Raw genomic sequence first — 24927 nt, 5'->3', positions numbered from 1 at the left:
GGCGAGCGGCCGTACGGAGTACCGGCCCCGCGCGGCGCGGCCCCGGGGCCGTGCCGCGGACGTCAGCCGGCGACGAAGGTGCGGGCCGCCTTGTCGTGCCAGCACTGCCGCCAGGGCCGGTCGAACAGGCACCACAGCACGCCCACGATCCCGATGGCCAGCAGCCCGGGCACGCTGAACACCAGCCAGCGGCGCAGCGCGGGGCCGAAGGCCGGCGGCTCGTGGCCCTCGATGTCCCGCACCTGGAGTCCGCAGAGCTTCTTGCCGAGGGTGCGGCCCCACTTGACGGTGGGCAGCACCTCGTACAGCACGCCGGCCAGGAGCAGCACGGCGAGGACGATGCCGAGGCTGGTGCCGGTCGTGCCGTCGAGCAGCCAGACGGTGACCTCGCGGCCGGACAGCCGGGCCGCGTCGATCTTCTCCTGGACGTGGTCGGCGGCCCGGATGCCGAGCGGGACGGCGGCGGCGGCCGTCACGGCGCCCAGGGCCAGCAGGTCGATCAGCCGTGCGGCGAGCCGCTTGCCGGGTGCGGCGGGCCGGGCGGCGGCCTGCCGGCGGGCGGCGGCCTGGAAGAGGTCCTCCACCGGCGGCTTCCAGGGCGCCACCGGCTGCTCGTCGCCGCCGGCCAGCTGGTGCACCTGCTGCGCCCAGGAGGCCTGGCCGCCCCCGGGGCCGCTGGTCAGCGGGGTGCCGGGAGCGGCGGCCTGCGGGGGGCCGGCCTGCTGCGGCACCGACGGGGGCACCGGGGCGGGCTGCGGGGTGTGGGGGGACTGGTGCGTCTGCGGGGCCTGCGGCGGCTGGGCCGCCTGGGGCGGCTGGGCGGCGGCGGCGCGGGCCGCGGCGGCCTTACCGGCGCCGAAGCCGGAGTTCGCGGGGGCGCCGACCGGCCCCTGGGTGCCGAAGCCGGCCGCACCGGACGTACCGGGCGCACCCGAAGCGCCGGCCGCACCGGCCTCGTCGGCGGACGGGCCGGACGGCACCGGGCGGAAGGTCATCGTGCCCTCGTCGGCACGGGCCGCCGCGGGCCCCGGGATCGGGCGGCGGAAGATGAAGGTGCCGGGGTCCGGGGCCTCGTCCCGCGCCGGCGGGACCGTCGCGCTGCCGTCGGAACGGCCGGTGGCCGGGCCGTCGGAGTGCCCTTGGGCCTCCGCCGGCACCCGCGGGTCGGCACCCCAGGGGCCGCCCCGGCCCGCGTCACCGCCGAACCCGGACGCCTGACCCGGCCCACCGGGCCGGGCGCCCTGCCCCGCCGCACCGGAACCGTCCCACTGCCCGGCCCCGCCGGGCTGACCGGGCTGCACCGGCTGACCCGGTGTGCCCGGCCGGCCCTGCTGGTCCGGGTGGCCCCACTGGGCGCCCTGCGCGGGCTGGGCGGGCTGGGCGGTCCGGCCCGGCTGCGCCGCCCACTGCCCGGCCTCGCCCGGGCGGCCGGTGCCGCCCTGGGGGTCCGGGTCCAGCGGGTCCTCGTCGAAGAAGTGGGGGCCCGTCTCCTCCACGGACGCGGGTGCCGGGTGGGCGCCGGGCGGCGGGGTGAGCGGTTCGCCGTCCTTCGGCGCCGGGCGGCTGGTGCCGGGCACCCAGGAGGCGCCGTTCCAGTACCGGACGTAGCCGGGGATGGACGGGTCCGGGTAGTAGCCCTCGCGGGGCCGGTCGTCACCTGGGGCCGGGGTTGGGGCGCTCATGTCCGTCGTCCCGTATCTGCTCGGGGGTGGGATGGGGGCCTCCACATCTATCAGACCCGGGCACCCCCCACCGCCAGTCCCGCCGGACCGACCCCTTTCCGGGCAACACCGCACCGGCCCGGCCCGGCTCGCGAAAAGAATTTCCCCCGACTCGCGTAATGGCCGGGCCGCCGCCCCCTCTCCCTGGTGCGGGCCCGGACCGAGCGGCCCCACGAGACCCGAAAAGACCCGACAGACCCGACAGGCCCGAAGGCCCGAAGGCCCGAAGGCCCGAAGGCCCGAAGGCCCGAAAAGAGAGGACACGCAGGTCATGCAACACACCGTGGTGGAACGGGAGCTGGAGCTGAAACTCGTCCTGTCACCGGAGCGGAGCGTCCCGGTGCCGGCACGGCTCGGCTATCGCTCCGACGACCCCTTCGCCGTCCACATCGCCTTCCACATCAACTCCGAGCACCCCGTCAACTGGACGTTCGCCCGCGACCTGCTGGTGGAGGGGGTGTTCCGGCCGTGCGGGCACGGGGACGTGCGGGTGTGGCCGACGAAGGCGGAGGGGCGCAGCGTCGTCCTGATGGCGCTGAGTTCACCGGACGGCGACGCGCTGCTGGAGGCGCCGGTCCCGCAGGTGTCCGCCTGGCTGGAGCGGACGCTGCGGGCGGTGCCGCCGGGGACGGAGGGCGGACGGCTGGGCATCGACGACGCGCTCGACCAGTTGCTCGCCCAGTGAGGTCCGTACCGGGAGGTTCACAGGACCTTGCCGGGGTTGAGGAGGCCCAGCGGGTCGAAGACCTGCTTCACGGCCCGCTGCATCTCCAGCCCGACCGGGCCGATCTCGCGGGCCAGCCACTCCTTCTTCAGCACGCCGACGCCGTGTTCGCCGGTGATGGTGCCGCCCAGCTCGAGGCCGAGGGCCATGATCTCGTCGAAGGACTCGCGGGCCCGGCGGGACTCCTCGGGGTCCTGGGCGTCGAAGCAGACGGTGGGATGGGTGTTGCCGTCGCCGGCGTGCGCGCAGAGCCCGATCGTGAGGTCGAACTTGGCGGCGATCCGCTCGACGCCCTCCAGCATGGCGCCGAGCCGCGAGCGGGGCACGCACACGTCGTCGATCATCGTCGTGCCCTTGACCGCCTCCAGCGCGGTCAGCGAGAGCCGCCGGGCCTGGAGGAGCAGCTCCGACTCCGCGGCGTCCTCGGCGGGCACCACCTGGGTGGCGCCGGCGGCCTCGCACAGGGCGCCGACGGCGGCGAGGTCGGCGGCCGGGTCGGGCGTGTCGAAGGCGGCGAGCAGCAGCGCCTCGGTCGTCTCGGGCAGCCCCATGCGGGCGAGGTCGTTGACCGCCTTGACGGTCGTACGGTCCATCAGTTCGAGGAGGGACGGGACGTGACCGCCCGTCATGATGCTGCAGACGGCGTCGCAGGCCGCGCTCGCCGAGGCGAACTCGGCGGCCAGGACCAGCTGCCGGGGCGGCTTGGGCCGCAGCGCGAGCACGGCCCGGACGACGATGCCGAGGGAGCCCTCGGAGCCGACGAAGAGGCGGGTGAGGTCGTAGCCGGCCACCCCCTTCGCGGTGCGGCGCCCCGTGGACATCAGGCGGCCGTCGGCGAGGACGACGTCGAGGCCGAGGACGTACTCGGCGGTGACCCCGTACTTGACGCAGCACAGGCCGCCGGAGGCCGTGCCGATGTTGCCGCCGATGGTGCACATCTCCCAGCTGGAGGGGTCCGGCGGGTAGTACAGGCCGTGTTCCTCGACCGCGCGGGAGAGGTTCGCGTTGATCACGCCGGGCTCGACCACGGCGATCCGGTCGACGGGGCTGATCTCCAGGATGCGGTCCATCTTGGTGAGGGACAGCACGATGCAGCCGTCGGTGGCGTTGGCGCCGCCGGACAGGCCGGTGCGGGCGCCCTGCGGGACGACCGGGACGCGCAGCTCGGTGGCGGTGCGCATGACGTGCTGCACCTGCTCGACGGTGCGCGGGAGCACGACCACGGCCGGAGTGCCGGCCGGGCAGAAGCTGGCCATGTCGTTCGCGTAGGACGCCGTGACGTCGGGGTCGGTCAGGACGGCCTCGGGCGGCAGGCCGGCCAGGAGCCGGTCGGTGAGGTTACCCGTGTGCTCGTCGCTCGGTGCTTCGATACGGCTCATGATCACAGCGTGACACTCGCGGCCATCGGTGTGAACCCCGTCCGTGCCGCCCTTGGGCCACCCGGATGTGCTCGTCGTACTGACGCACAGTGAGCGCCATGGACAACCGAGGGAGTGGGCCGGGTACGTCCCTGACCGCCGGGCCGGGCACGCCGCGCCGTCCCCGGCGGGTGCTGCGCCGGGTGCTGGTCGCCGCGCTGGCCGGCGGTGTCGTGGCGGGCACGGCGCTGACGCTGCTGCCGGAGCGGGAGCAGCGGCGGGCGGTCCGGCCGCCCGCCGCGGGTGCGCAGGCGCAGCAGCGGGCGCAGGCGCTGACGACGGTGACCTACGGCGTGCCGGCCGGGCTGCCGGGTCTGACGGCGCTCATCGGGCGGCAGGAGGGGCGGGTGCGCGCCCGGCCGCGGGACGCGGCGGCGTGGGCGGTGCTGGGGTCGGCGTACGCGGAGCGGGGGCGCCGCACGGGTGACGCGGCGGACTATCCGCGGGCCGAGCGGGCGCTGCGGACCTCGCTTGAGGTGCGCGGCACGCGCAACACGCAGGCGTGGGACGGCCTGGCCTCGCTGGCGCTCGCCCGCCGGGACTTCCCGGCGGCGAAGCAGTACGGCGAGCAGGCGGTGAAGGCGGCGCCCGGGCGGTGGTCGGCGTATCCGGCGCTGATCGACGCGTACACCGGGCTCGGCGACTACAAGAACGCCCGGTCCGCCCTGGACAAGCTGCTGGCGCTGCACGCCGGTGCGGCGGCGCGGCCCGCGGTGATGGCGCAGGCCGCCGCGGTGTACCGGGACCGGGGCTGGCGCGAGGACGCGGTGACCCAGCTGACCGAGGCGGCGGCGGCCGCCGACACCCCGGCCGCGCAGGCCGCCTGGCTGGCCGGGGTCGGTCAGCTGGCGTGGGAGCGCGGGGATCTGCCGGACGCGCTGCGGCACTTCGAGGCCGCGCTGCGCCTGGATCCCGATCAGCGGGCGGCGCAGGCCGGCCGGGCGCGGACACTGGCCGGGCAGGGGCGCACGGACGAGGCGCTGGCCGGGTACCGCGCGGCCGTCGCGAAGCGGCCCGACCCCGGCGTCCTGCTGGAGCTGGGCGAGCTGTACGACGCGCTGGGGCAGGGCGGGCTCGCCGATGAGCAGTACGCGCGGCTGAAGGAGACGGTGCGCGAGACGGTGGCCGGCGGGGTCGACGAGGAGCTGCTGATCGGGCGGTACGAGGCGGACCACGGGGACCCGTGGGAGGCCGTGGAGCGGCTGGAGGAGGAGTGGCAGCGGCAGCCGGGCATCGAGGTGGCCGATGCCCTGGGCTGGGCGCTGCACCGGACCGGCGACGACGAGGAGGCGCTGACCTACGCGTCCGCCGCGACGGACAAGACGAAGGGGGGCGGGGTGCGCAGCGCGCTGTACGCGTTCCACCTGGGGGTGATCGAGGGGGAACTGGAGAAGTACGGGCCCGCGCGGCGCCATCTTCAGGAGGCGCTGCGGATCAACCCGTACTTCTCCCCGCTCTGGGCCCCGGACGCCCGGCGGGCGCTCCAGGAGCTGGGCGACGTACCGGACGAGCCGCTGCCCGAGGACCCCTAGGGGCCCCCGGGCCGTCCGCCCGGAGGGGGCCGTCGGCCGTGACTACAGGTTGCCCCGCTTGTCCTGCTCGCGTTCGATCGCCTCGAACAGGGCCTTGAAGTTGCCCTTGCCGAAGCCCATCGAGCCGTGCCGCTCGATGATCTCGAAGAAGACGGTCGGGCGGTCCTGGACCGGCTTGGTGAAGATCTGCAGGAGGTAGCCGTCCTCGTCGCGGTCGGCGAGGATCTTCAGCTCGCGCAGGGTCTCCACGGGCACGCGGGTGTCGCCGACCCACTCGCCCAGGGTGTCGTAGTACGAGTCGGGGGTGTTGAGGAACTCGACGCCGGCCGCGCGCATGGTGCGGACGGTCTCCACGATGTCGTTGCTGTTCAGCGCGATGTGCTGGACGCCGGGGCCGCCGTAGAACTCCAGGTACTCGTCGATCTGGGACTTCTTCTTGGCGATCGCGGGCTCGTTGAGCGGGAACTTGACCTTGAGGGTGCCGTCCGCGACGACCTTCGACATCAGCGCGCTGTACTCGGTGGCGATGTCGTCGCCCACGAACTCCTTCATGTTCGTGAAGCCCATGACCTTGTTGTAGAAGGCCACCCACTCGTCCATCCTGCCCAGCTCGACGTTGCCGACGCAGTGGTCGACGGCCTGGAAGGTGCGGTGCGCGGGCGGCTCGACGATCGGCTTCGCCGCGGTGAAGCCGGGCAGGTACGGGCCGTCGTAGCCGGTGCGCTCGACGAGGGTGTGGCGGGTCTCGCCGTAGGTGGCGATCACGGCGAGGACCACCGTGCCGTGCTCGTCCTTCACCTCGTACGGCTCGGCGAGCGAGCGGGCGCCGTGCTCGACGGCGTACGCGTGGGCGGCGCGGGCGTCCGGGACCTCGATGGCCAGGTCGATGACGCCGTCGCCGTGCTCGGCGACGTGCCCGTCGAGGAAGCGGCCCCAGTCGGTGCTCGCCTTGATGACCGAGGTGAAGACGAACCGGGCCGAGCCGTTCTCCAGGACGTAGCTCGCGGTCTCGCGGCTGCCGGTCTCCGGTCCGGAGTAGGCGACCAGCCGCATGCCGAAGGCGGTGGAGTAGTAGTGCGCCGCCTGCTTGGCGTTGCCCACGGCGAAGACGACCGCGTCCATTCCCTTGACCGGGAAGGGGTCGGCCTGCCGGGTCGTCGTCTCGGGAGTGTGCTGTGTGGTCTGCGTCATAGCGGAAGGGTGGCCCCGCTCTGCAAGGTGCGCAATAGTTCGCGGATCTGCTGGGCAATCTGTTTAGCGGTAGAGCCGTATCGGCAGTCTTTCTGTACAGGATGACCATCTCAGGGGGTCCCGTGGCGATCGATCATCTGGACGGGCGGATCATCGTGCTGCTGGCCGAGGAGCCGCGCATCGGGGTGCTGGAGATGTCCCGGCGGCTGGGCGTGGCACGGGGGACCGTGCAGGCGCGGCTCGACCGGCTTCAGTCGAACGGAGTCATCCGCGGATTCGGTCCGCAGGTGGATCCCGCGGCCCTCGGCTACCCGGTCACCGCGTTCGCCACGCTGCAGATCAAACAGGGCCAAGGGCCGGACGTACGGGCGTACTTGGCGACCGTGCCGGAGGTGCTGGAGCTGCTGACCACCACCGGCACCGGGGACATGCTGTGCCGGCTGGTGGCGCGCTCGAACGCCGATCTTCAACGGGTGATCGACCGGGTCGTCGGTTTTGATGGCATCGTCCGGGCCTCCACGACGATCGTCATGGAGAACCCCGTCCCGCTGCGGGTCATCCCGCTGGTGGAGCAGGCCGCTGCGGACAGCGGGACGACCTAGCCGGAGTGGGGTGAGCGCGGGTGAGCTTCTGGGAGTTCCTGGGCAGCCAGCACCAGCAGCTGCTCACGGACGCCTATCAGCACGCGAGCGCGGTCTTCCAGTGCATGGTCCTGGCGACCCTCATCGGCGTGTTCATCGGCGTCGCCACCTATCGCAGCGAGTGGGCCGGCAACCTCGCCACCACCGCCACCTCCACCCTGCTGACCATCCCCTCGCTCGCCATGATCGGTCTGCTCATCCCGCTCGTCGGCCTGGGCGTGCCGCCCACGGTGATCTCGCTGACGCTGTACGGGCTGCTGCCGATCGTGCGGAACGCCATCGTGGGCCTGCGCGGGGTGGACCCCGCGCTGGTGGACGCGGCCCGCGGCATCGGCATGTCCGGGCCGATGCGGCTGGCGCGGGTGGAGCTGCCGCTGGCCTGGCCGCCGATCCTGACCGGCATCCGGGTCTCCACGCAGATGCTGATGGGCATCGCCGCGATCGCCGCCTACGCCTCAGGACCGGGTCTCGGCAACGAGATCTTCCGCGGGCTCGCCTCGCTGGGCAGCAAGAACGCGCTGAACCAGGTGCTGTCGGGCACGCTCGGGATCATCGTCCTCGCCCTGCTGTTCGACGCGGCGTACGTCCTGATCGGGCGGCTGACCATTCCCAGGGGGATCCGTGTCTGAGCACTCCGGGGGATCCGGGGCCGCGCCGGCCGCCGCCAAGCACGGCGCCACCATCGAGCTGGAGAACCTGACCAAGCGGTACCCGGGCAGTCCGCAGCCGGCCGTGGACAACGTGAGCATGGAGATCAAGGCCGGCGAGACGGTCATCTTCGTGGGCCCGTCCGGCTGCGGGAAGTCCACGACGCTCAAGATGATCAACCGGCTGATCGAACCGACCGGCGGGCGCATCCGCATCGACGGCGAGGACGTCACCGACATCGACCCGGTCCGGCTGCGCCGCAAGGTCGGGTACGCCATCCAGTCCTCGGGCCTGTTCCCGCACATGACCGTCGCCCAGAACATCGCCCTCGTCCCCAGGATGACCGGCTGGTCCAAGGGGCGGATCCGGGAGCGCGTCGAGGAGATGCTGGACCTGGTCGGCCTCGACCCGGGCGAGTTCCGCGGCCGGTATCCGCGCCAGCTCTCCGGCGGCCAGCAGCAGCGCGTCGGCGTGGCCCGGGCACTCGCCGCCGATCCGCCGGTGCTGCTGATGGACGAACCGTTCGGCGCGGTCGACCCGATCACCCGCGATCACCTCCAGGACGAGCTGATCAGGCTCCAGCGCGAGCTGCACAAGACGATCGTGTTCGTCACCCATGACTTCGACGAGGCGATCAAGCTGGGCGACCGGATCGCGGTGCTGCGCGAACGCTCGCACATCGCCCAGTTCGACACCCCCGAGGCGATCCTCACCAATCCCGCCGACGACTTCGTCTCCGGTTTCGTCGGCGCCGGGGCGGCCCTGAAGCGGCTCAACCTGACCCGGGTGCGGGACGTGGAGATGCGGGACTACCCGGCGGTGACCGTGGACACCCCGCTCCAGCAGATCTTCGGGTACCTGCGGTCCAGCGGCACCAGCGAGATCCTGCTCCTCGACAAGCGACGCCGGCCCTACAAGTGGCTGCGGCGCGGCGATCTGATGCGGGCCCGCGGCTCGCTCGCCCGCGCGGGCACGCTGGTGCACGACACGGTGACCCGGGACGGCACCCTCCGGGACGCCCTGGAGGCCGTGCTGACCGACAACGCGGGCCGGGTCGCGGTGACCGGGCGGCGCGGCGAGTACCTCGGAGTGGTCGACATGGAGACCCTGATGAACTCCGTGCACGAGCTGCTGGAGGCCGACCGGCTCGAGGCCATGGAGGCCCAGCACGAGCTGGAGGAGACGCGCTCCCAGCAGACCCACTTCGAGCAGGAGGGCCACGGAGGGGAGCGGAAGGCGTGAACACCGCCCGGCGCCCCGAGGGCGAGCACGAGGTCAAGGGCCTCGCCTTCCGCGACGAGGGCGAGGCGGAGCAGGAGGCCCCGCCGCCGCCCCCGCGCCCGCCCGGCCGCCGGCTGTCCTGGCCGCGGCTGACCGTGCTGCCCGGCTTCCTGATCGCCGTGCTGCTCGCGACCTGGCTGTGGTTCCGGCAGGCCGACCTGGACACGATCTCCCGGAACGCGCTGTCGAACGGCCAGGTCTCGAAGGCGCTGTGGCAGCACGTGCAGCTGACGGTGATCTCCACCTTCTTCGTGCTGGTCATCGCCATCCCGCTGGGCATCCTGCTGACCCGGCGCGCGTTCCGCAGGGCCACCCCGGCGGCCATGGTGTTCGCCAACATGGGCCAGGCGACCCCGGCGATCGGCCTGCTGGCCCTCCTCGTCATCTGGCTCGGCACCGGCATGAAGGCGGCCCTGATCGGCATCATCGTCTACGCCGTCCTGCCGGTCCTGTCCAACACGATCGCCGGGCTGAAGGCCAACGACCCGACGCTGCTGGAGGCCGCCCGCGGCATCGGCATGTCCCCGCTCGGCCTGCTCGCCCGGGTCGAACTCCCCCTCGCCGTCCCGCTGATCCTCGCGGGGGTGCGCACCGCGCTGGTCCTCAACGTCGGTACGGCGACCCTCGCCACCTTCGGCGGGGGCGGCGGGCTCGGCACGCTGATCACCACCGGCATCACCACCCAGCGCATGCCGGTGCTGGTACTGGGCTCGGTGCTGACCGTGGCGCTCGCCCTGCTGGTGGACTGGCTGGCCTCGCTGGCGGAAGTGCTGCTGCGACCGCGGGGACTGGAGGCCGGCACATGAGACGCCGTACCGGCCCGCTGTCGGCCGCGCTGCTCGTCCTGGCCGCCGGCTGCGGGCTGACCAGCGGCTCCCCCATGGTCGACGATGTCGCACCCGGCACGATCGGGCGCGGCCGGCCGCTCGCCGGCGCCCGTCTCACCGTCACCTCCAAGGAGTTCACCGAGCAGCTGATCCTCGGCGCGATCATGGGGATCGCCTTCCAGGCGGCCGGCGCGGACGTCCTGGACCGGACCGGGATCCAGGGGTCCATCGGCTCCCGGGAGGCGGTCAAGAACGGCGACGCGGACGCGCAGTTCGAGTACACGGGCACCGGCTGGATCACCTACCTCGGCAACAGCAGGCCGATCGCCGATCCGCAGCGGCAGTGGGAGGCCGTACGGGACGCCGATCTGAAGAACGGGCTGACCTGGCTGGCGCCGTCCCGGCTCGACAACACCTACGCGCTCGCCATGAACCGGGCCGGCTTCGGGAAGTACCGCACGAAGACCCTGTCCGAGGTGGCCGCGCTGGCGAAGAGGGACCCGGGCGCGGTCACCCTGTGCGTGGAGAGCGAGTTCGCCAACCGCGCCGACGGGCTGCCCGGCATGGAGAAGGCGTACGGCATGAGCGTGCCGGCGCGGAACATCACGCAGATGGACACCGGGATCATCTACACCCAGGTGGCGAAGGGCAGCTGCACCTACGGCGAGGTGTTCACCACCGACGGCCGCATCCGGTCGATGCACCTGGTGGTGATGGCCGACGACAAGAAGTTCTTCCCCAACTACAACGCCACCCCCGTGATCAACACGAAGGTCCTGAAGAAGTGGCCGGCCATCGCGGGCGTCATCGGGCCCGTCACGAAGAAGCTGGACAACACGGTCGCGCAGACGCTGAACGCCAAGGTGGACGTGGACGGCGAGGATCCGCACCAGGTGGCGCTGGACTGGATGAAGCAGGAGGGGTTCGTGAAATAGCCCCCGCCCCGGCTCCGGACACAGCCCCGGATCCGGCCCCGCCCCGGCTCAGCAGCTCGGGACCGGGCCCTTCCCCCGCTCCAGGGCCACCAGGGAGTCGACCGCGCCCTTGAGCGTGGTCACCGGGACCAGCCGGAGGCCCTTGGGCAGCTCCGTCTTCGCGTCGCCGCACTCCGCCTTCGGGACCAGGAAGACGGTGGCCCCGTCCCGGTGCGCGGCCCGCGTCTTCAGGGCCACCCCGCCGACCGCCCCGACCTTGCCCGCCGCGTCGATCGTGCCCGTACCGGCGATGGTGCGCCCGCCCGTGAGGTCGCCGCCGCTGCCGTCGCCGTCCAGCTTGTCGATGATCCCCAGGGTGAACAGCAGCCCCGCGCTTGGCCCGCCGACATCGGCGAGCTTCAGCGAGACCTTGACCTTGTCGGCGCTGAGCCCGAGGTACTTCAGCGCCGCCTGGGCCGCCGCGTCCTGGGACTCCTGCATCTGCGCCTCGTTGTGCTTCTCGATCTCCTTGACGGTGTCGCCGCTCGGGTAGACCGCGTCGCGCGGCATGACCGCCCGGTCGGTGCGGAACCAGTTGCCGGCCACGTCACCGAGGAAGACCCGGGCATCCGGGCCGGTCGCCGCGATCGTGGTCATCCGCAGCTGCCCGCTGGTCCTCCGGGTGGCCGCGCCGGAGACGGTGATCACCTGGGTGCCCTGGTTCTCGCCGAGCACGTTCGCCGTCATGCCCGGCTGCGCGACCGAGAACGGCAGCGGTGCGAACACCGCCGTGGCGAGGAGGGCCACGACGGGCAGTCCGCAGACGGCGAGGGCCTGGGGGCGTGAGAGACGTGAGAGCACGGGGTCAATCTAACCCGGCCCCTCCTTCCGGCCACGGGCAGCCGGGGCCGGCGGCCGGTGCGCAGCGGCCTCGGGGGCGTGGCTCAGCGCAGCGCTTCCGCGACCTCCCGCGCCGCCTCCACCACTCGCGGCCCCACCCGTTCCGGCACGGAGTCCACCAGCATCACCACACCCACGCTGCCCTCCACCCCGGTGACTCCGACCAGTGGCGCCGCGGCCCCGCTCGCCCCCGTCTCCAGCTCGCCGTGGGTGAGCGTGTACCCGGGGTCGGCGGACTGCGACTGGCGGGCCGAGAGGATCGCCCGGCCGGCCGCCCCCCGGTCCAGCGGATGCCGGAATCCGGCCCGGTAGGCCACGTGGTAGTCCGTCCAGGTGGGCTCCACCACGGCGACGGCCAGCGCCTCGGACCCGTCCACGAGCGTCAGGTGTGCCGTCGCCCCTATGTCCTCGGCGAGCGACCGCAGCGCGGGCAACGCGGCCTCGCGTACCAGCGGGTGCACCTGCCGTCCGAGCCGCAGCACCCCGAGTCCGACCCGGGCTCGGCCGCCCAGATCACGTCGTACGAGGGCGTGCTGCTCCAGCGTGGCGAGCAACCGGTACACCACGGTCCGGTTCACGCCCAGTTTGGCGGACAACTCGGTGACGGTCAGCCCGTGATCCGTGTCGGCCAGCAGCTTGAGGACGCGCAGTCCCCGGTCGAGCGTCTGAGAGGTCTCCGCGGTCACGACGCCCACTCCTTCGGCGGTGAGGTCGGCGGCCCCCTGAGCGGCGGATGCGTCGCCGAGTCCCGTCGGCGACGCGCGTCAGAGGCCGCCGATCGGCAGAACGGCCCGGCGGCTGCGGGCCGAGTCGCTTCACGGCTGCGCTCCGCGGCGGCGCTGCCACGGGGCGTGTGCGTAGCCGGACAGTAGCGAAGCCGGTTCGCTGAGCGGAAGTCTTAGTCCAGAATCCGGGCAAGGCCAGATCCGGCCTGCCTGCATTCGTCCGGATACGCACACCGCCACGGCCCCGGCATCTCGCAAAATCGTTCGACTCGCACGCGGAAGCGCCCGGCGGGGACGCCGTCCGGCGGGACCTTCGCCGGGACCCGGCCGGGCGTCACCGCATCCGGGTGGCCCACTCCTGGACCTTCTCGATCCGCTGCCGCAGCTGCCCCGCCGTCGCCTCCGCGCTCGGCGGCCCCCCGCACACCCGCCGCAGCTCGGTGTGGATCACCCCGTGCGGCTTGCCGCTCTGGTGGACGTACGCGCTGACCAGGGTGTTGAGCCGCTTGCGCAGCTCCATCATCTCCTTGTGCGAGACCACCGGACGCCGCTCGGCGGGCAGTTCGAGGAGGTCGGCCTCCTCGTCCGGCTTCTTGCGGCTGTGCGCGATCTGCCGGGCCTGCCGCTTCTGCAGCAGCATCTGCACCTGGTCGGGTTCGAGCAGACCCGGGATGCCGAGGTAGTCCTGCTCCTCCTCGCTGCCCGGGTGGGCCTGCATGCCGAACTCGGCGCCGTCGTAGAGCACCCGGTCGAAGACGGCCTCGGACTCCAGCGCCTCGAAGGAGAACTGCTCCTGCTCGCCGGTGTCCTCGTCCTGCTCCTTGTTCGCCTCCTCCATCTCCTTCTCGGACTCGGCGTACGGGTCCTCCTCGCCCTCCTTCTTCGGCTTGTCGAGGGCGTGGTCCCGCTCCACCTCCATCTCGTTGGCGAAGGTGAGCAGGTCGGGCACGGTCGGCAGGAAGACGGACGCGGTCTCGCCGCGCCGCCGGGACCGGACGAAACGGCCGACGGCCTGGGCGAAGAAGAGCGGGGTGGAGATGGTGGTGGCGTACACGCCGACCGCGAGGCGAGGCACGTCGACGCCCTCGGACACCATGCGGACGGCGACCATCCACCGGTCGGCGCTCGCGCTGAACTCGTCGATCCGCTTCGAGGCACCGACGTCGTCGGAGAGGACGAGGGTGGCCTTCGTCCCCGTGATCTCACGGATGAGCTTGGCGTAGGCGCGGGCCGAGTCCTGGTCGGAGGCGATGACGAGGGCGCCCGCGTCCGGGATGCCCTTCCTGACCTCGGTCAGCCGCTGGTCGGCGGCGCGCAGCACGCTGGGCATCCACTCGCCGCGCGGGTCGAGGGCGGTGCGCCAGGCCTGGCTGACCGCGTCCTTGGTCATGGGCTCGCCGAGCCGGGCGGCGATCTCGTCGCCGGCCTTCGTCCGCCAGCGCATGTTGCCGCTGTAGGAGAGGAAGATGACCGGCCGGACCACGTGGTCGGCGAGCGCGTTGCCGTAGCCGTAGGTGTAGTCGGCGGCGGAGCGCCGGATGCCCGCGTTGTCCTCCTCGTACGTCACGAAGGGGATCGGGTTGGTGTCGGACCGGAACGGCGTACCGGTCAGCGCGAGCCGCCGGGTGGCCGGTTCGAAGGCTTCGAGGCAGGCCTCGCCCCAGGACTTGGAGTCACCGGCGTGGTGGATCTCGTCGAGGATGACGAGGGTCTTGCGCTGCTCGACCCGGTTGCGGTGGAGCATGGGCCGCACGCCGACACCGGCGTACGTCACGGCGACCCCGTCGTACTCCTTGCCGAGCGGGCCCGCGCTGTACTCGGGGTCGAGCTTGATCCCGATCCGCGCGGCCGCCTCCGCCCACTGCTTCTTCAGATGCTCGGTGGGCGCGACCACGGTCACCTGCTGCACGACGTGGTGGTGCAGCAGCCAGGAGGCCAGCGTCAGCGCGAAGGTCGTCTTGCCCGCGCCGGGTGTCGCGACGGCGAGGAAGTCACGTGGCTGCTCCTGGACGTACTTCTCCATCGCCCCCTGCTGCCAGGCACGCAGCTTGTTCGCGGTACCCCAGGGGGCCCGGCCGGGGAAGGCGGGCGAGAGGTGGTGGGAGTGAGCGGAGGAGGCGGCGGTGGTAGTCACGGTCTCCGTGGATCGGTCGAGTCGAGGGGCTGGGTATGACAACCGGGCCACCCTACCGGCGCCGCCCCCGGGTCAGCCCTCGAACAAGGCCGGGTCGCCCGTGGGTGGGAGCCACGTCACAACTGCCGCAGCCGTCCCGCGATCACGGCCACCTCGCTCTCCTCGCCGGAGGCCACGTCGATGACCAGGTCGTACGCCGTGTCCTGGTCGACGCCGGCGAGATCGACGCCGTTGACGGCGAGGAAAGCGGCGGTGGCCAGCCAGGCGGTGCGCTTGTTGCCGTCGACGAGGGGGTGGTTCGCGGCGAGGGCGTGCAGCAGGGCGGCCGCCTGCTCGTACAGGTCCTCGTAGGCGGCCGTGCCGAACATACGGGCGCGGGGCCGGAGCACGGCGGAGGCCAGCAGCCCGGGCTCGCGCGCCTCGGGCGCCCGGCCGCCGAAGGCGATCTCGGCGAGACCGGTGACGTCGGCGACGGTGAGATACCTGCGGCCCCGGGTCACTGTCCCAGCCTCCTCAGCAGGTCGGCGTGGGCGCGGGCGAGCCGCTCGGCGGCCTCGCGCACGCTGCGCTCCTCCTCCCGCAGATACCGGCGTACGGCCTCGGCGACCACCTCCTCGACCGTCCGCCCCTGGGCGTCGGCGAGGTCGGCGAGCGCGTGGCGGGTCGCGGGGTCGAGCGGAGGACCGTTCGGCGAAAGATCGTTCACCCGGATCACCGTAGACCGGTGGCCCGCCCGCGACCAGCGCGTTTACTCGGGCCGCCGGTCCAGTCGGCGGGTCACCCAGATACCGGCGAGCGCCACGGCCGCCATCGGCAGGAAGACGGCCGCGTAGGCGGCGGGACGACCGGCTCCGGCCGCGGTGGCCGGGCCGGCCGCCGTGCTGCCGCCGCCGAGGGCGGCGAAGGCGGCACCGGCCACCGCCAGCAGGACGACGTTGGAGAGCCCGTCGGAGATCTGCAGGGCGGCGGAGTTGGCGCCGGCCTCCTCCGGGGCGGACAGCTTCAGCAGCAGCACGCTGGTGGAGGAGAGCACCAGGCCCATCCCGAAGCAGCCGACGCCCCAGGCGACGGCGACGATCCACACCGGCACCGCGTGCACGAGCACGCTCGGCGCCGCCACGATCGCGACGGCGACCAGCACCATCCCGGCGGTCATCAGCCGCTCCCGGTACGGCGCCAGGCCCGGCCTCGACTGCGCGTACGACCCCAGCGCCCAGGTCCCGCCGCCGGCCGCGAGCGAGAACCCGGCGAGCGTCGGCGACAGTCCGCGCTGGGTGACCAGCATCAGCGGCACGAAGGACTCGGAGGCGATGAAGGAACCGGCGGCCAGTCCGCGCAGCAGCACCACGGAGGGCAGGCCGCGGGCCGCCCGGTAGGTGCCGCGCGGCAGCAGACCGAGCACGGCGGGCACGAGCAGGGCGGCGCCGGCCAGCGCCGGGAGCAGGGAGAGGGGGCGCAGGTCCTGGGCGGCGTACTGGAGCAGCCCGGCCCCGAGGGAGATCCCGAAGGCGAGCCGGATCCGCCGCCGGTCGAAGGAGCCGGCGCCGGCCTCCTCGTCCACCGGGCCCGACGCCCGGCGCCGTATCTGCGGCAGGGCGAGGGCCAGCGGGAACACGACGAGGACCGGGATGCCGAGGAACACCCAGCGCCACCCGAGGTGCTCGGTGACGGCACCGGAGGCGAGCGGGCCGACTATGGACGGTACGACCCAGCCGGCCGCGAACGCCGCCATGATCGCGGGCCGCAGCCGCTCCGGGTAGGCACGGCCGACGACGACGTACAGCGCCACGATGACCAGTCCGCCGCCCAGTCCCTGCACGGCCCGCCCGAGGATGAAGACCCACATGGCCTGGGCGGTCCCGGCGACGACGAGCCCCGCGGCGAACGCGCCGATGCCGGTGGTGAGCGCCCCCAGGGGGCCCCGGCGGTCGGACCACTGCCCGGCCAGCACCATCCCGAACAGACTGGTCGTGAAGTACCCGGAGAAGGCGAACGCGTACAGCGCCACACCGTCCAGTTCGCGCGCGGCCACCGGCATGGCGGTCCCGACGGCGGTCGCCTCGAAGGCGATCAGCACCACGACGGACACGATCCCGACACTGAGCGCCCGGTAGGTCCGGCTCAGCACACCGCCGTCCTGCTCGGCGGGCGGATCGAGGACGGCGGGATCGCGGGATTCGAGGGCACTCATGCTCGTCAGAGTAAGGTCCGCAACCGAGTTTGACCCCTGTCAGGAGTCCGACGTTCCCTCCGCCCTTGGTCGTACGCCCGCTCCCCCCGCTTCATGAACGCCGTATGGCAGTCCCGTTGCACCCGGGCCCGATCCCTTGAGCCCCGCCCCCGCCGCCCCCTACCTTCATCTCACGAACACGGCCGTGTGCCCGAGTGGTTCAGGGGCTCGCCCGCGCTGCATCCATCAGCGAGCTCCGCTCGCGGGGAGTCACGCGGGTCCGATCCCCGCCACGGCCGAGAACAACAACTGGACACGGCCGTGTGCCCGAGTGGTTTAGGGGCTCGCCTGCAAAGCGAGTTACGTGGGTTCGATTCCCGCCACGGCCTCTGCGTCTTCGCCGCGCCAAGCCCGAGATGCGCGAGTTTCGCGGCAGTGGGAATCTGGTGTCACGGACTTCCAATCCCCTTGCGTGCAGAGCCGTTTCCCCGGGAGCGGGCTGCTGGACTGCGAGGTTTCGAGATGAAACTCGGGTACGCGCTCGCCACCGCTGCCCTGCTCGCCCCCATCGTGTCCACGGGTACGGCGGGCCCCGCGGCGGCGGCTGATCTCAACACCGTCGTCCTCGCCGGAACGCTGGAAGTGCACAATTACGAGACCTTCGGCACCAGCGAAAAGGTGATCCGCAAATTCAACCGGTCCGTGACCCTCAGCACCGGCCACCCCACGGAGCTGGTCAAGGTGACGCAGTGCGCCGGCGGTGAGTCAAGGGGCGAACTGCGCATCGCTTTGACGCGCCGGGGCTCCGAGGCCGTTTCGGTCCGCTCCACGCTGAGGCTCTTCGAGGGGAGCGACTGCGACAACGGAGACCTCGACGGATCCGATGAGGAAGCAGGCCGGCTCGTATTCGCCGGCAAGAGCAGCGACTTCTTCCTGGGGGCGATCAGCAAGGAGGAGATAAAGGTCGACCTGGCCCTCGCGTCCTTCAACGCGGCCCACTCGACACCCGAGACCGACGCACCCGCGGAGCCGTCACACGTGGTCGCGAGCCGGCCGGTGGATTCCCGGCACGTCTCGGTGACATGGGAGGACGAAGCCGACGACGAAACGGGTTACGAGGTCACCGAAACCTTCACCCACAACACCAAGACCCTCCCGCCGAACAGGACGGGATTCGTCTACACCATCCCCGGCGTCACGGGGGCCAAGCAGTGCTTCCAGGTCCGGGCGCTCGGTGCCCGAGGGCCGTCGGCCTGGACACCGGTGAACCCCAGAGGAGAGTGCGGGTGACAGCACCGCTCCCGGGGAGGCCTCAGAACACGCCGCCCGCCTCGTCCTGGAAGAGCTCCGTCCAGTAGTGCCAGGTCGTGTCGGGCAGGGTGGCGGTCGGGTCCAGGGTGTTCAGGGTGTGGATCATGGCGGCCACCAGCTGGTCGTAGGCGCGGGTCGCCAGTTCGTGGCCCAGGTGGCCGTCGATCGTCCGCTCGTGGTGGACGAGCCACAGGGTGAAGGCCAGGGTGGAGACGTCGGTGTTCAGGGAGTGGAGCGTCGCGTCCGGCTCGCTGAAGGTGAGCACTCTGCCCGTTCTGCCGTCGACCACCAGGCTGTTCTCCTCCGGCAGGCAGCCCAGGCGGATCAAGTGGTCGCAGTGGGCCGGGAGTTGCTGAACGGGGTGGTCGGGGCGCTCCTGGGTGAAGTACTCCCGCAGGGTCGGCAGGGGCACGTCCGTGTCGGTGCGGAAGAAGACCGCCTCCTCCGGCAGCCCCGTCTCGCGCAGGAAGCGGCGGGTCGGCTCGTGGGTGAGCGTCGCCGGGAAGTCGACCTCCTCGAAGCGGGCCACCCTGCCGTGCCCGAACTCCTGGTCCAGGACGCGGGCCGGGACGTCGAGGGCCAGGCCGAGCGCCGCACCGGGACCGGCGACCAGGGCGAGGGGGCGGATCAGGGCCGCCGCCTTCCAGTACGGCGGGACCTGCCCGCCCGCGCCCTCCTCGAAGAGCGCGAGGAGCCGGCGGGACGCCTCGGCGGCGGTCCTGGGGCCGTACTGACCCGCGAGGGAGGCGAACCGGCCGCGCAGGCCCGCCAGTTCCTCGGTGACCGCGGCGAAGCGCAGCAGGGTGGTCAGGGAGGGCGCGAAGGGGCGGGGGTCGGACGGGTCGAAGAGGTAGGCCGTCGTGATCTCGCCCGTGTCGCCGTCGAGCAGGATCGACTCGCGCTCCATCCCGGCCGGGGTGAGGAGTTCCCCTATCACCAGGCGGCTCCGCAGGTCCTCCGCCACCTGGAACGGGCTGCCGGTGGCGTCGGCGAGGGTGCGCAGGCCGTGCGTGCGCAGCGGGGAGAAGGTCAGCAGGTCGGTCTCCGCCGGCAGCCCCGCACCCGCGAGCAGACCGCGCGTCGGCGCGTGCGTGACGTAGCGGTCGAGTTCCGCCTCGGTCAGCGTGATCGCCGGAACTTCGGCGTCCGTCGTGCTCATCGCTCCCCCGCGATCTTCCCCGTGCGTGACGGACGTGCGTACGCCCTCGTACGCCGCCCCTGGGCAGGTGCTCCCACTGCTCAGCACACTACGCGGCCCCACTGACAACGGCCCGCACGGGAAAAGACGCCCGGCACCGGCGGATCGTTGCGCACGCGTTCGCGAGGATCGCCCCCGCCCGGCTCAGGTGAGGTAGATCCCGCCGAGCACGACGGCCAGCGCCGCCACCGCGAACAGCAGGATCCACAGGAACAGCTTGCCCACGCTGGGCGGAGCCTCGTAACGCGGCTCCCCGTGGCGCGGTTCTCCGGCAGGCGTGCTCATCGGTCCGTGACCACCGCCGCCTGCGGGCGGATCGGGAGCCGGTTGACGGGGCGTCCGGTCGCGGCGCGGACGGCGGAGGCGATCGCGGCCGGAGACGTCACCACCGGGACCGCGCTGACCGACTTGGCGCCGAAGGGGGCCACCACGTCCCGTTCCTCGACCAGCTTCACGATCCGGATGTCGGGGGCGTCGAGCGCGGTCGGGAGGGCGTAGCCGGTCAGATCGGGGTGGCGGACCAGACCGCGCGGCGCACGGAGGTTCTCGGTGAGGGCGATGCCCACGCCCTGGGTGAGACCCGCCTCGATCCGGGCGGCCAGCTGGGCCGGGTTGAGGATCCGGCCGACGTCCTGGGCGACCGCCAGCTCCACCACCCGGACCGAGCCCAGCTCGACGTCGACGTCCACCACCGCGCGGATCGCGCAGAACGCGAGGCCCACGAAGGCGTCGCCCTGGCCGGCGGCGTTCAGCGGCTCGGTGGGGTGCGGACGGCACTGGGCCGTGGCCCACAGCTCCTTGCCCTCCATCGCCTCCATGACGGTCGTCGACAGCACACCGTCGTAGGAGGTGATCTTGCCGTCGGTGATCTGGAGCAGCTCCGTCGACATGCCGAACTTGTGCGCCAGGGGCTGCAGCAGTTGCGCGCGGACCATCTTCGCCGCCCGCTCCACCGCGCCGCCGGACACCCAGGTGTGCCGGCCGCGGCAGCCCGGTCCCGCCGACGGCTGGTCGGTGTCGACGGGGGCGACATGGACTTCCTCGACGCCGAGGGTCTCCTGGACGATCTGCCGGGCCAGCGTGGTGAAGCCCTGACCGGTCTCCACGGCCGCGCACAGCACGGTCGCGACCCCGTCGTTGATCTTGACCGTCGCCGTCGACACCTCGTCGGCGCCCTCGGCGCCGAGCATGTGCACCATGCCGAGGCCGTAGCCGACGCCCCGGCGCACCGCACCCGGTTCGCCCGCACCCTCGGGTCCGCCGGGCAGCAGCCACTCCTCCTCGGGCGTGTCCTTGGGCAGCGCGGGCAGCGGGTGGTCGCGTACCGCCTGGAGGAGTTCGGCGACCGGGGCCGGGCAGGTCACGGTCTGGCCGATCGGCAGGACGTCGCCCGTGGCCAGGACGTTGCGCAGGCGCAGTTCGGCCGGGTCGAGGCCCAGCTTCTTCGCCAGCTTGTCCATCTGCGCCTCGTAGGCGGCGCACACCTGCATGGCGCCCTCGCCGCGCACATGGCCGGAGGGCGGGTTGTTGGTGCGCACGGCCCAGCCCTCGATGAAGGCGTTCGGGACGACGTAGGGGCCGCACGCGAAGGAGACGGCGGCGGCCAGCACCTCGGCGGAGGTTTCGGCGTACGCGCCCGCGTCCAGCAGGATCTGCGCCTCCACCTTCACCAGCGTGCCCTCGGCGTCGGCGTGGTGGCGGTAGCGCAGCAGCGTGGGGTGGCGGTGGGCGTGGCCGAGGAAGGACTCCTCGCGGGTCGCCGTCAGCTTCACCGGGCAGCCGGTCTTGAGCGCGAGCAGGCCGAGCGGGAGCTGGAAGCCCTGGTCCTCGCGGTCGGCGGTGGCGCCGGGCACCCCCGTGACGACGATCTTCACCCGATCCGGGGAGAGGCCGTAGCAGGCGGCGGCCGTGTTGCGGTCGGTGTGCGGGTCGGTGGAGGCGAGGTACAGCTCCACCCCGCCGTCGGGGCGCGGTACGGCGAGGCCGGCCTCGGCGCCGATCGGGGCCGGGTCCTGGCGGCCGATGCGGTACAGGCCCTCGACCACCACCTCGCCGGCCGCCTCCGGGTCGCCGTGGTGCAGCGGGATGTGCCGGATCAGGTTGCCGTCGGGGTGCAGGGGTTCCGCCTCGAAGGCGTGCTCCGGGTCGGTGACCGGTTCGAGCACCTCGTACTCGACGATGACGGCGGCGGCGGCCATCCGCGCGGTGTCCGGGTGGTCGGCCGCGACCGCGGCGATGGGCTCGCCGTGGTGGCGTACGACCTCGGCGGCGAACACCGGCCGGTCGGGTGTGCCCCGGCCGTGGCGGGGCGTGCCGGGCACGTCCTCGTGGGTGATGACGGCGCGGACGCCGGGCATCTCGCGCGCGTGGGTGGTGTCGATGGAGACGATGCGCGCGTGCGCGTGCGGGGAGCGCAGCACGGCCGCCCACAGCAGGCCCTCGGCCCACAGGTCGGCCGCGTACGGGAAGGTGCCCTCGGTCTTGGCGCGTGCGTCGGCGTGCGGCAGGGAGGCGCCGAGGCCGTGCGGCAACGGCTCGGCCGCGGGGGCGGGTTCCGCCGCGGTGGTCGCGATGCCGGCTTCGTTGCTCACGCCTGGCCTCCGTCCTGGCCGTAGTGCTGGTCCTGCGGTCCGGGCTGTGCGCCGTACGGGTCCGGCGGGTCGCCGTACGGGCCGGACGGATCGCCGTACGCGCCGCCCGGCGTGTCGTACGCGTCGCCCGGTGCCTCGTACGCGCCGCCCCGGGTGTCCGGGTAGCCGTCGGGGGCGGCCCGCGGGGTGTCGAACGCGCCCGGCGCCTCGAACGCCGACGGGTGGACCCCGCCGGAGCCGGGGCCCGCCTGGTGCGGGATGCGTGCCTCGTCCGCGTCCGTCCCGGGGTCCTCCTGGGGCGCCTCGCGCTCGGCGACGACCTCCTTGACGGCCTCCAGTACGCCCCGGTAGCCGGAGCACCGGCACAGGTTGCCGCACAGCGCCTGCCGGGTCTCCAGCTCGGTCGGCGCCGGGTTGCCCTCCAGCAGGTCGTGCAGGGTCATCGCCATGCCGGGCACGCAGAAACCGCACTGCACGGCGCCGCACCGGGCGAGCGCGCGCTGGACGTCGGAGGGCTGCCCGTCCTCGGCGAGGCCCTCGACCGTGCGCACCTCGCTGCCGGCCGCGGTGACCGCAGGCACCAGGCAGGAGGCCACCAGGCGGCCGTCGACCTGCACGTTGCAGGCCCCGCACTCGCCCTGCGAGCAGCCGTCCTTGGCGCCCGCGAGGCCGAGTCGCTCCCGCAGGACGTACAGCAGGGACTCGCCGATCCAGGCGTCGGTGACCGGGCGGTCGGTGCCGTTGACGCGCAGGACGTAGGAGGCGAGGGGGTGGTCGTCGTGCGGCGGGAGGGGCGCGGCGGCCGGCTCCTCGGTGCCCTCGGGGGCGGCGGCCGCCGGCGCGGGGTCCCCGGGGGCAACCGCGCCCTCGGGGCCTTCAGGACCTTCGGAGGACGCGTCCGGGTCGGCCGGGTCGTCGGGGTCCGCCGGGTCGCCGTGCGGGTCGTCGGGGTCCGCCGGGGCCTCGGCGCCCGCCGGGCCGGCCGTGGCCGCCGTCGTGGCGGCCCGGGTCGCGGCGGCCGGGTCCCCGGGCTGTTCGTGGCCCGCGGGGGCGCCAGCGGGGCGTTCAGGGGCCTCGGCGAGGCCGTGGGCGTCCGCCTCCGGCGCCGTACCGGGAGCCGCGGGCGGGAACGCGTCGTCGGGCGCGGCCGGGCCGCCGGGCGTGTCGCCGTCACCGTCGCCGGTGTGCCCCGCCTGGCCGTGACCGGACTCCGGATGGCCGTCGCCGGTGTGCCCCGCCTGGCCGTGACCGGACTCCGGATGGCCGTCGCCGGCGTGTCCGTGTTCCGCGAACCCGTCCGGCTCGTCCGGCGCGTCCGGCGCGTACGTGTCCGGGGCGCCGCCCGCCGGGTGGGCACCGGTGTGGTCGGGCAGCGTGCCGTGCCCGGGCAGGGCGGTGTGCCCGGGGGCGGCCGGCTCGGCCGGTGCCTGGTCCCAGACGTGGCCCGCGCCGTCCGTCGCCCAGGGCGCTGCGGCGCCGCCGGGCAGGGTGGCCGGCGGGGTGCCGCCCCACTGCTCGACCAGCGAGGACGTGGTGAACTCGCCCGATTCATCCGGAAGGTCGCCCCCGGCGACGGGGATGGACCACTGCCCGGTGACGTCGTGGCCCGGCACGGCCGGGGACCCGGGCGCGGCAGGCTCGTCGAAGGTCCACTGCTGGGTGGTACCGGGCTGGTACGTGAACCGGTCGTCCGCGGCCGGCGGCGGCACCTGTGCGGCGTTCGGGTCGGGCCACTGGCCGCTGTCCGGCGCGGGCCAGCTGCCCGGGCCGCCGTCGCCGTGCGCGCCCGTTATCGGCGGCGGCACATAGCCGTGTCCGGGCGCGGCCAGCGGGCTGTCGCCGGACAGCAGGGCGTCGATGCCGCCCTCGGGGAGTTTGACGAAGGCGGTGGCGCCGTCGTCGTAGTCGCCCTGGGGCAGCGGGTTCCAGCGTCCGCCGCCGGGGGGCGTGCCCTCTCCGTGCTGGTCGTCGGTCACGACAGCGCCCTCCCCAGTGCTCGTCGGGCCAGCGCGGCGACGGTGCGCCGCAGGTGCAGTACGGCGGGCGGAAGCGGGGTCACCGAGCCGTCGGGCTCGGCGGCCGGGTCCGGGATGCAGGCCGCCGCGACGTACTCCCCGAAGGCGTGCAGGGCCTCCGGGACGAGGGCGCGGTCGTTGTCCCAGTCGATGAGCCCGGCCACCCACTGCTCGGCCTCCAGGGGCCTGAGCGGCATCGGCGCTATGGCCCCGACGGCGCAGCGCACACCGCGCCGGGCGGGGTCGAGGACGAGCGCCACGGAGGCCAGCGCGCGGCCCGGCCCGGTGCGTCCGGTCGCCTTCAGGAAGACCTGCGGCGCGTGCAGCAGCGGCACGCGCACGAAGCCGATGAGTTCGCCGCCGCGCAGCAGCTCCATGCCGGCCAGCAGGTGCGACACCGGGATCTCCCGGCGGGCTCCGCCCGGGCCCACGATGATCAGTGTCGCTTCCAGGGCGGCCAGCACCGGCAGCGCGTCCCCGGTGGGGGCGGCCGAGGCGATGTTGCCGCCCAGGGTGCCGGCGTTGCGGATGTGCGGCGGGCCCGCCGCGCGCGCGGCGGCGGCGAGCGCCGGGATCAGGGCGGCGAAGTCGGGGCGGCCCATGCGCGCGTGCGTGAGGCCGGCGCCGAGCAGCGCGTGGCCGTCCTGGTACTGCCAGCCGCGGATCTCGCTGATCCGGCCGAGTCCCACCAGCGCGGCGGGCCTGAGCTGGCCGGAGTTGACGGCGGCCATCAGGTCGGTGCCGCCCGCCACGGGGACGGCGGCGGGCATGGCGGCGAGGGCTGCCACGGCCTCGTCCAGTGTCGTGGGCAACGTGACGGACTGCGCCGCCTGCGGTGCGTGCGTGGTCAAACCGGCTGCCCCTTCCCGCTGCCCCACCTGGTCCCGCCTGTGCTGCCGTACGGTACGTGCTGACAGGGCGGACGACGCAACTCTGGCACATCTTCGCAAGGCCCGAACGCGGGGGTCCGCTAGGAGGCATTCGCC

22 protein-coding genes and 2 tRNA genes are annotated in these 24927 nt (G+C 73.4%); 10 read left to right on the top strand and 14 right to left on the bottom strand.

Annotated features, from left to right (window positions below; all coding sequences use genetic code 11):
• Positions 1-62 precede the first annotated feature (62 nt).
• The gene (locus ACF073_RS27680) at positions 63-1682 is read right to left on the bottom strand and encodes an RDD family protein (protein ID WP_392074098.1); all 1620 of its coding nucleotides are present in this window, start codon (positions 1680-1682) and stop codon (positions 63-65) included.
• Between the two features lie 310 nt (positions 1683-1992).
• On the opposite strand from ACF073_RS27680, the gene ACF073_RS27675 reads away from it, so the two are divergent.
• Positions 1993-2406: an SsgA family sporulation/cell division regulator gene (locus ACF073_RS27675; protein WP_392074097.1), complete on the top strand. Its 414-nt coding sequence runs from the start codon at positions 1993-1995 to the stop codon at positions 2404-2406.
• Between the two features lie 17 nt (positions 2407-2423).
• On the opposite strand, the gene ACF073_RS27670 is transcribed toward ACF073_RS27675, so the two are convergent.
• Entirely contained in the window at positions 2424-3830 is a 1407-nt protein-coding gene (locus ACF073_RS27670) for an FAD-binding oxidoreductase (protein WP_392074096.1), read from the bottom strand.
• 92 nt (positions 3831-3922) lie between these two features.
• Between ACF073_RS27670 and ACF073_RS27665 the strand changes: the two genes are divergently transcribed.
• Entirely contained in the window at positions 3923-5395 is a 1473-nt protein-coding gene (locus tag ACF073_RS27665) for a tetratricopeptide repeat protein (RefSeq protein WP_392074095.1), read from the top strand.
• Between the two features lie 42 nt (positions 5396-5437).
• Here ACF073_RS27665 and hppD read toward each other — a convergent pair whose 3' ends face one another.
• On the bottom strand, positions 5438-6586 hold the full coding sequence (hppD, locus tag ACF073_RS27660; protein ID WP_392074094.1) for a 4-hydroxyphenylpyruvate dioxygenase: 1149 nt from the start codon (positions 6584-6586) through the stop codon (positions 5438-5440).
• Positions 6587-6708: 122 nt separating this feature from the next.
• Between hppD and ACF073_RS27655 the strand changes: the two genes are divergently transcribed.
• From ACF073_RS27655 to ACF073_RS27635, 5 genes are read left to right on the top strand one after another with little or no spacing between them, the layout of a single operon-like run.
• A complete protein-coding gene (locus tag ACF073_RS27655; RefSeq protein WP_392074093.1) occupies positions 6709-7188 on the top strand; it encodes an Lrp/AsnC family transcriptional regulator in 480 nt (159 codons plus the stop codon).
• A gap of 20 nt (positions 7189-7208) precedes the next feature.
• Positions 7209-7856 carry an ABC transporter permease gene (locus ACF073_RS27650; RefSeq protein ID WP_392074092.1) on the top strand — a complete coding sequence of 216 codons (648 nt, stop codon included), beginning with the start codon at positions 7209-7211 and terminating at the stop codon, positions 7854-7856.
• Entirely contained in the window at positions 7849-9117 is a 1269-nt protein-coding gene (locus ACF073_RS27645; protein WP_392074091.1) for a betaine/proline/choline family ABC transporter ATP-binding protein, read from the top strand. The genes ACF073_RS27650 and ACF073_RS27645 overlap by 8 nt, the downstream gene beginning before the upstream one ends.
• Entirely contained in the window at positions 9114-9962 is an 849-nt protein-coding gene (locus ACF073_RS27640) for an ABC transporter permease (RefSeq protein ID WP_392074090.1), read from the top strand. Before ACF073_RS27645 ends, ACF073_RS27640 begins: the two co-directional genes overlap by 4 nt.
• Positions 9959-10918: a glycine betaine ABC transporter substrate-binding protein gene (locus tag ACF073_RS27635; RefSeq protein ID WP_392074089.1), complete on the top strand. Its 960-nt coding sequence runs from the start codon at positions 9959-9961 to the stop codon at positions 10916-10918. The genes ACF073_RS27640 and ACF073_RS27635 overlap by 4 nt, the downstream gene beginning before the upstream one ends.
• 48 nt (positions 10919-10966) lie before the next feature.
• Here the strand turns inward: ACF073_RS27635 and ACF073_RS27630 are convergent, their stop codons facing one another.
• The 6 genes from ACF073_RS27630 to ACF073_RS27605 form a co-directional block, all read right to left on the bottom strand.
• A complete protein-coding gene (locus ACF073_RS27630) occupies positions 10967-11758 on the bottom strand; it encodes a S16 family serine protease (RefSeq protein ID WP_392074088.1) in 792 nt (263 codons plus the stop codon).
• Between the two features lie 83 nt (positions 11759-11841).
• Entirely contained in the window at positions 11842-12483 is a 642-nt protein-coding gene (locus ACF073_RS27625) for an IclR family transcriptional regulator (protein ID WP_392074087.1), read from the bottom strand.
• Between the two features lie 373 nt (positions 12484-12856).
• A complete protein-coding gene (locus tag ACF073_RS27620) occupies positions 12857-14656 on the bottom strand; it encodes a DEAD/DEAH box helicase (protein WP_392074086.1) in 1800 nt (599 codons plus the stop codon).
• Positions 14657-14772: 116 nt separating this feature from the next.
• Positions 14773-15156 carry a type II toxin-antitoxin system death-on-curing family toxin gene (locus ACF073_RS27615; protein ID WP_392074085.1) on the bottom strand — a complete coding sequence of 128 codons (384 nt, stop codon included), beginning with the start codon at positions 15154-15156 and terminating at the stop codon, positions 14773-14775.
• The gene (locus ACF073_RS27610) at positions 15153-15362 is read right to left on the bottom strand and encodes a hypothetical protein (protein WP_392074084.1); all 210 of its coding nucleotides are present in this window, start codon (positions 15360-15362) and stop codon (positions 15153-15155) included. Before ACF073_RS27610 ends, ACF073_RS27615 begins: the two co-directional genes overlap by 4 nt.
• Before the next feature lie 42 nt (positions 15363-15404).
• Positions 15405-16847 (bottom strand): MFS transporter, encoded by a 1443-nt coding sequence (locus tag ACF073_RS27605; RefSeq protein ID WP_392074083.1) that lies wholly within the window; start codon positions 16845-16847, stop codon positions 15405-15407.
• Between the two features lie 180 nt (positions 16848-17027).
• On the opposite strand from ACF073_RS27605, the gene ACF073_RS27600 reads away from it, so the two are divergent.
• The 3 genes from ACF073_RS27600 to ACF073_RS27590 all read left to right on the top strand — a co-directional run bounded on the left by ACF073_RS27600 (position 17028) and on the right by ACF073_RS27590 (position 18116).
• Positions 17028-17125 (top strand) — tRNA-OTHER (locus ACF073_RS27600).
• Positions 17126-17143: 18 nt separating this feature from the next.
• Positions 17144-17215: transfer RNA gene (locus tag ACF073_RS27595), tRNA-Cys, on the top strand.
• 133 nt (positions 17216-17348) lie between these two features.
• Positions 17349-18116: a fibronectin type III domain-containing protein gene (locus ACF073_RS27590; protein ID WP_392074082.1), complete on the top strand. Its 768-nt coding sequence runs from the start codon at positions 17349-17351 to the stop codon at positions 18114-18116.
• Between the two features lie 22 nt (positions 18117-18138).
• On the opposite strand, the gene ACF073_RS27585 is transcribed toward ACF073_RS27590, so the two are convergent.
• From ACF073_RS27585 to ACF073_RS27565, 5 genes are all read right to left on the bottom strand, one after another.
• On the bottom strand, positions 18139-19296 hold the full coding sequence (locus ACF073_RS27585; protein WP_392074081.1) for an SUKH-4 family immunity protein: 1158 nt from the start codon (positions 19294-19296) through the stop codon (positions 18139-18141).
• A 183-nt stretch (positions 19297-19479) separates the two neighbouring features.
• The gene (locus ACF073_RS27580) at positions 19480-19620 is read right to left on the bottom strand and encodes a hypothetical protein (RefSeq protein WP_392074080.1); all 141 of its coding nucleotides are present in this window, start codon (positions 19618-19620) and stop codon (positions 19480-19482) included.
• Positions 19617-21926 carry a xanthine dehydrogenase family protein molybdopterin-binding subunit gene (locus ACF073_RS27575; RefSeq protein ID WP_392074079.1) on the bottom strand — a complete coding sequence of 770 codons (2310 nt, stop codon included), beginning with the start codon at positions 21924-21926 and terminating at the stop codon, positions 19617-19619. Before ACF073_RS27575 ends, ACF073_RS27580 begins: the two co-directional genes overlap by 4 nt.
• A complete protein-coding gene (locus ACF073_RS27570) occupies positions 21923-23902 on the bottom strand; it encodes a 2Fe-2S iron-sulfur cluster-binding protein (protein ID WP_392074078.1) in 1980 nt (659 codons plus the stop codon). Before ACF073_RS27570 ends, ACF073_RS27575 begins: the two co-directional genes overlap by 4 nt.
• Positions 23899-24792 (bottom strand): FAD binding domain-containing protein, encoded by an 894-nt coding sequence (locus tag ACF073_RS27565; RefSeq protein ID WP_392074077.1) that lies wholly within the window; start codon positions 24790-24792, stop codon positions 23899-23901. The genes ACF073_RS27570 and ACF073_RS27565 overlap by 4 nt, the downstream gene beginning before the upstream one ends.
• Positions 24793-24927: the final 135 nt, after the last annotated feature.

The organism is Streptomyces sp. NPDC015171, assembly GCF_043079545.1.
Classification (GTDB): Bacteria; Actinomycetota; Actinomycetes; order Streptomycetales; family Streptomycetaceae; genus Streptomyces.
This window is presented reverse-complemented; position numbering and strand designations above follow the sequence as displayed.

What these genes read in the sequence shown, in the direction of transcription:
- ACF073_RS27665 (WP_392074095.1), top strand. Translation starts at nt 3,923, where the DNA reads ATGGACAACCGAGGGAGTGGGCCGGGTACGTCCCTGACCGCCGGGCCG.
- ACF073_RS27585 (WP_392074081.1), bottom strand. Translation starts at nt 19,296, where the DNA reads ATGAGCACGACGGACGCCGAAGTTCCGGCGATCACGCTGACCGAGGCG.
- ACF073_RS27675 (WP_392074097.1), top strand. Translation starts at nt 1,993, where the DNA reads ATGCAACACACCGTGGTGGAACGGGAGCTGGAGCTGAAACTCGTCCTG.
- ACF073_RS27580 (WP_392074080.1), bottom strand. Translation starts at nt 19,620, where the DNA reads ATGAGCACGCCTGCCGGAGAACCGCGCCACGGGGAGCCGCGTTACGAG.
- ACF073_RS27635 (WP_392074089.1), top strand. Translation starts at nt 9,959, where the DNA reads ATGAGACGCCGTACCGGCCCGCTGTCGGCCGCGCTGCTCGTCCTGGCC.
- hppD (WP_392074094.1), bottom strand. Translation starts at nt 6,586, where the DNA reads ATGACGCAGACCACACAGCACACTCCCGAGACGACGACCCGGCAGGCC.
- ACF073_RS27590 (WP_392074082.1), top strand. Translation starts at nt 17,349, where the DNA reads ATGAAACTCGGGTACGCGCTCGCCACCGCTGCCCTGCTCGCCCCCATC.
- ACF073_RS27680 (WP_392074098.1), bottom strand. Translation starts at nt 1,682, where the DNA reads ATGAGCGCCCCAACCCCGGCCCCAGGTGACGACCGGCCCCGCGAGGGC.
- ACF073_RS27605 (WP_392074083.1), bottom strand. Translation starts at nt 16,847, where the DNA reads ATGAGTGCCCTCGAATCCCGCGATCCCGCCGTCCTCGATCCGCCCGCC.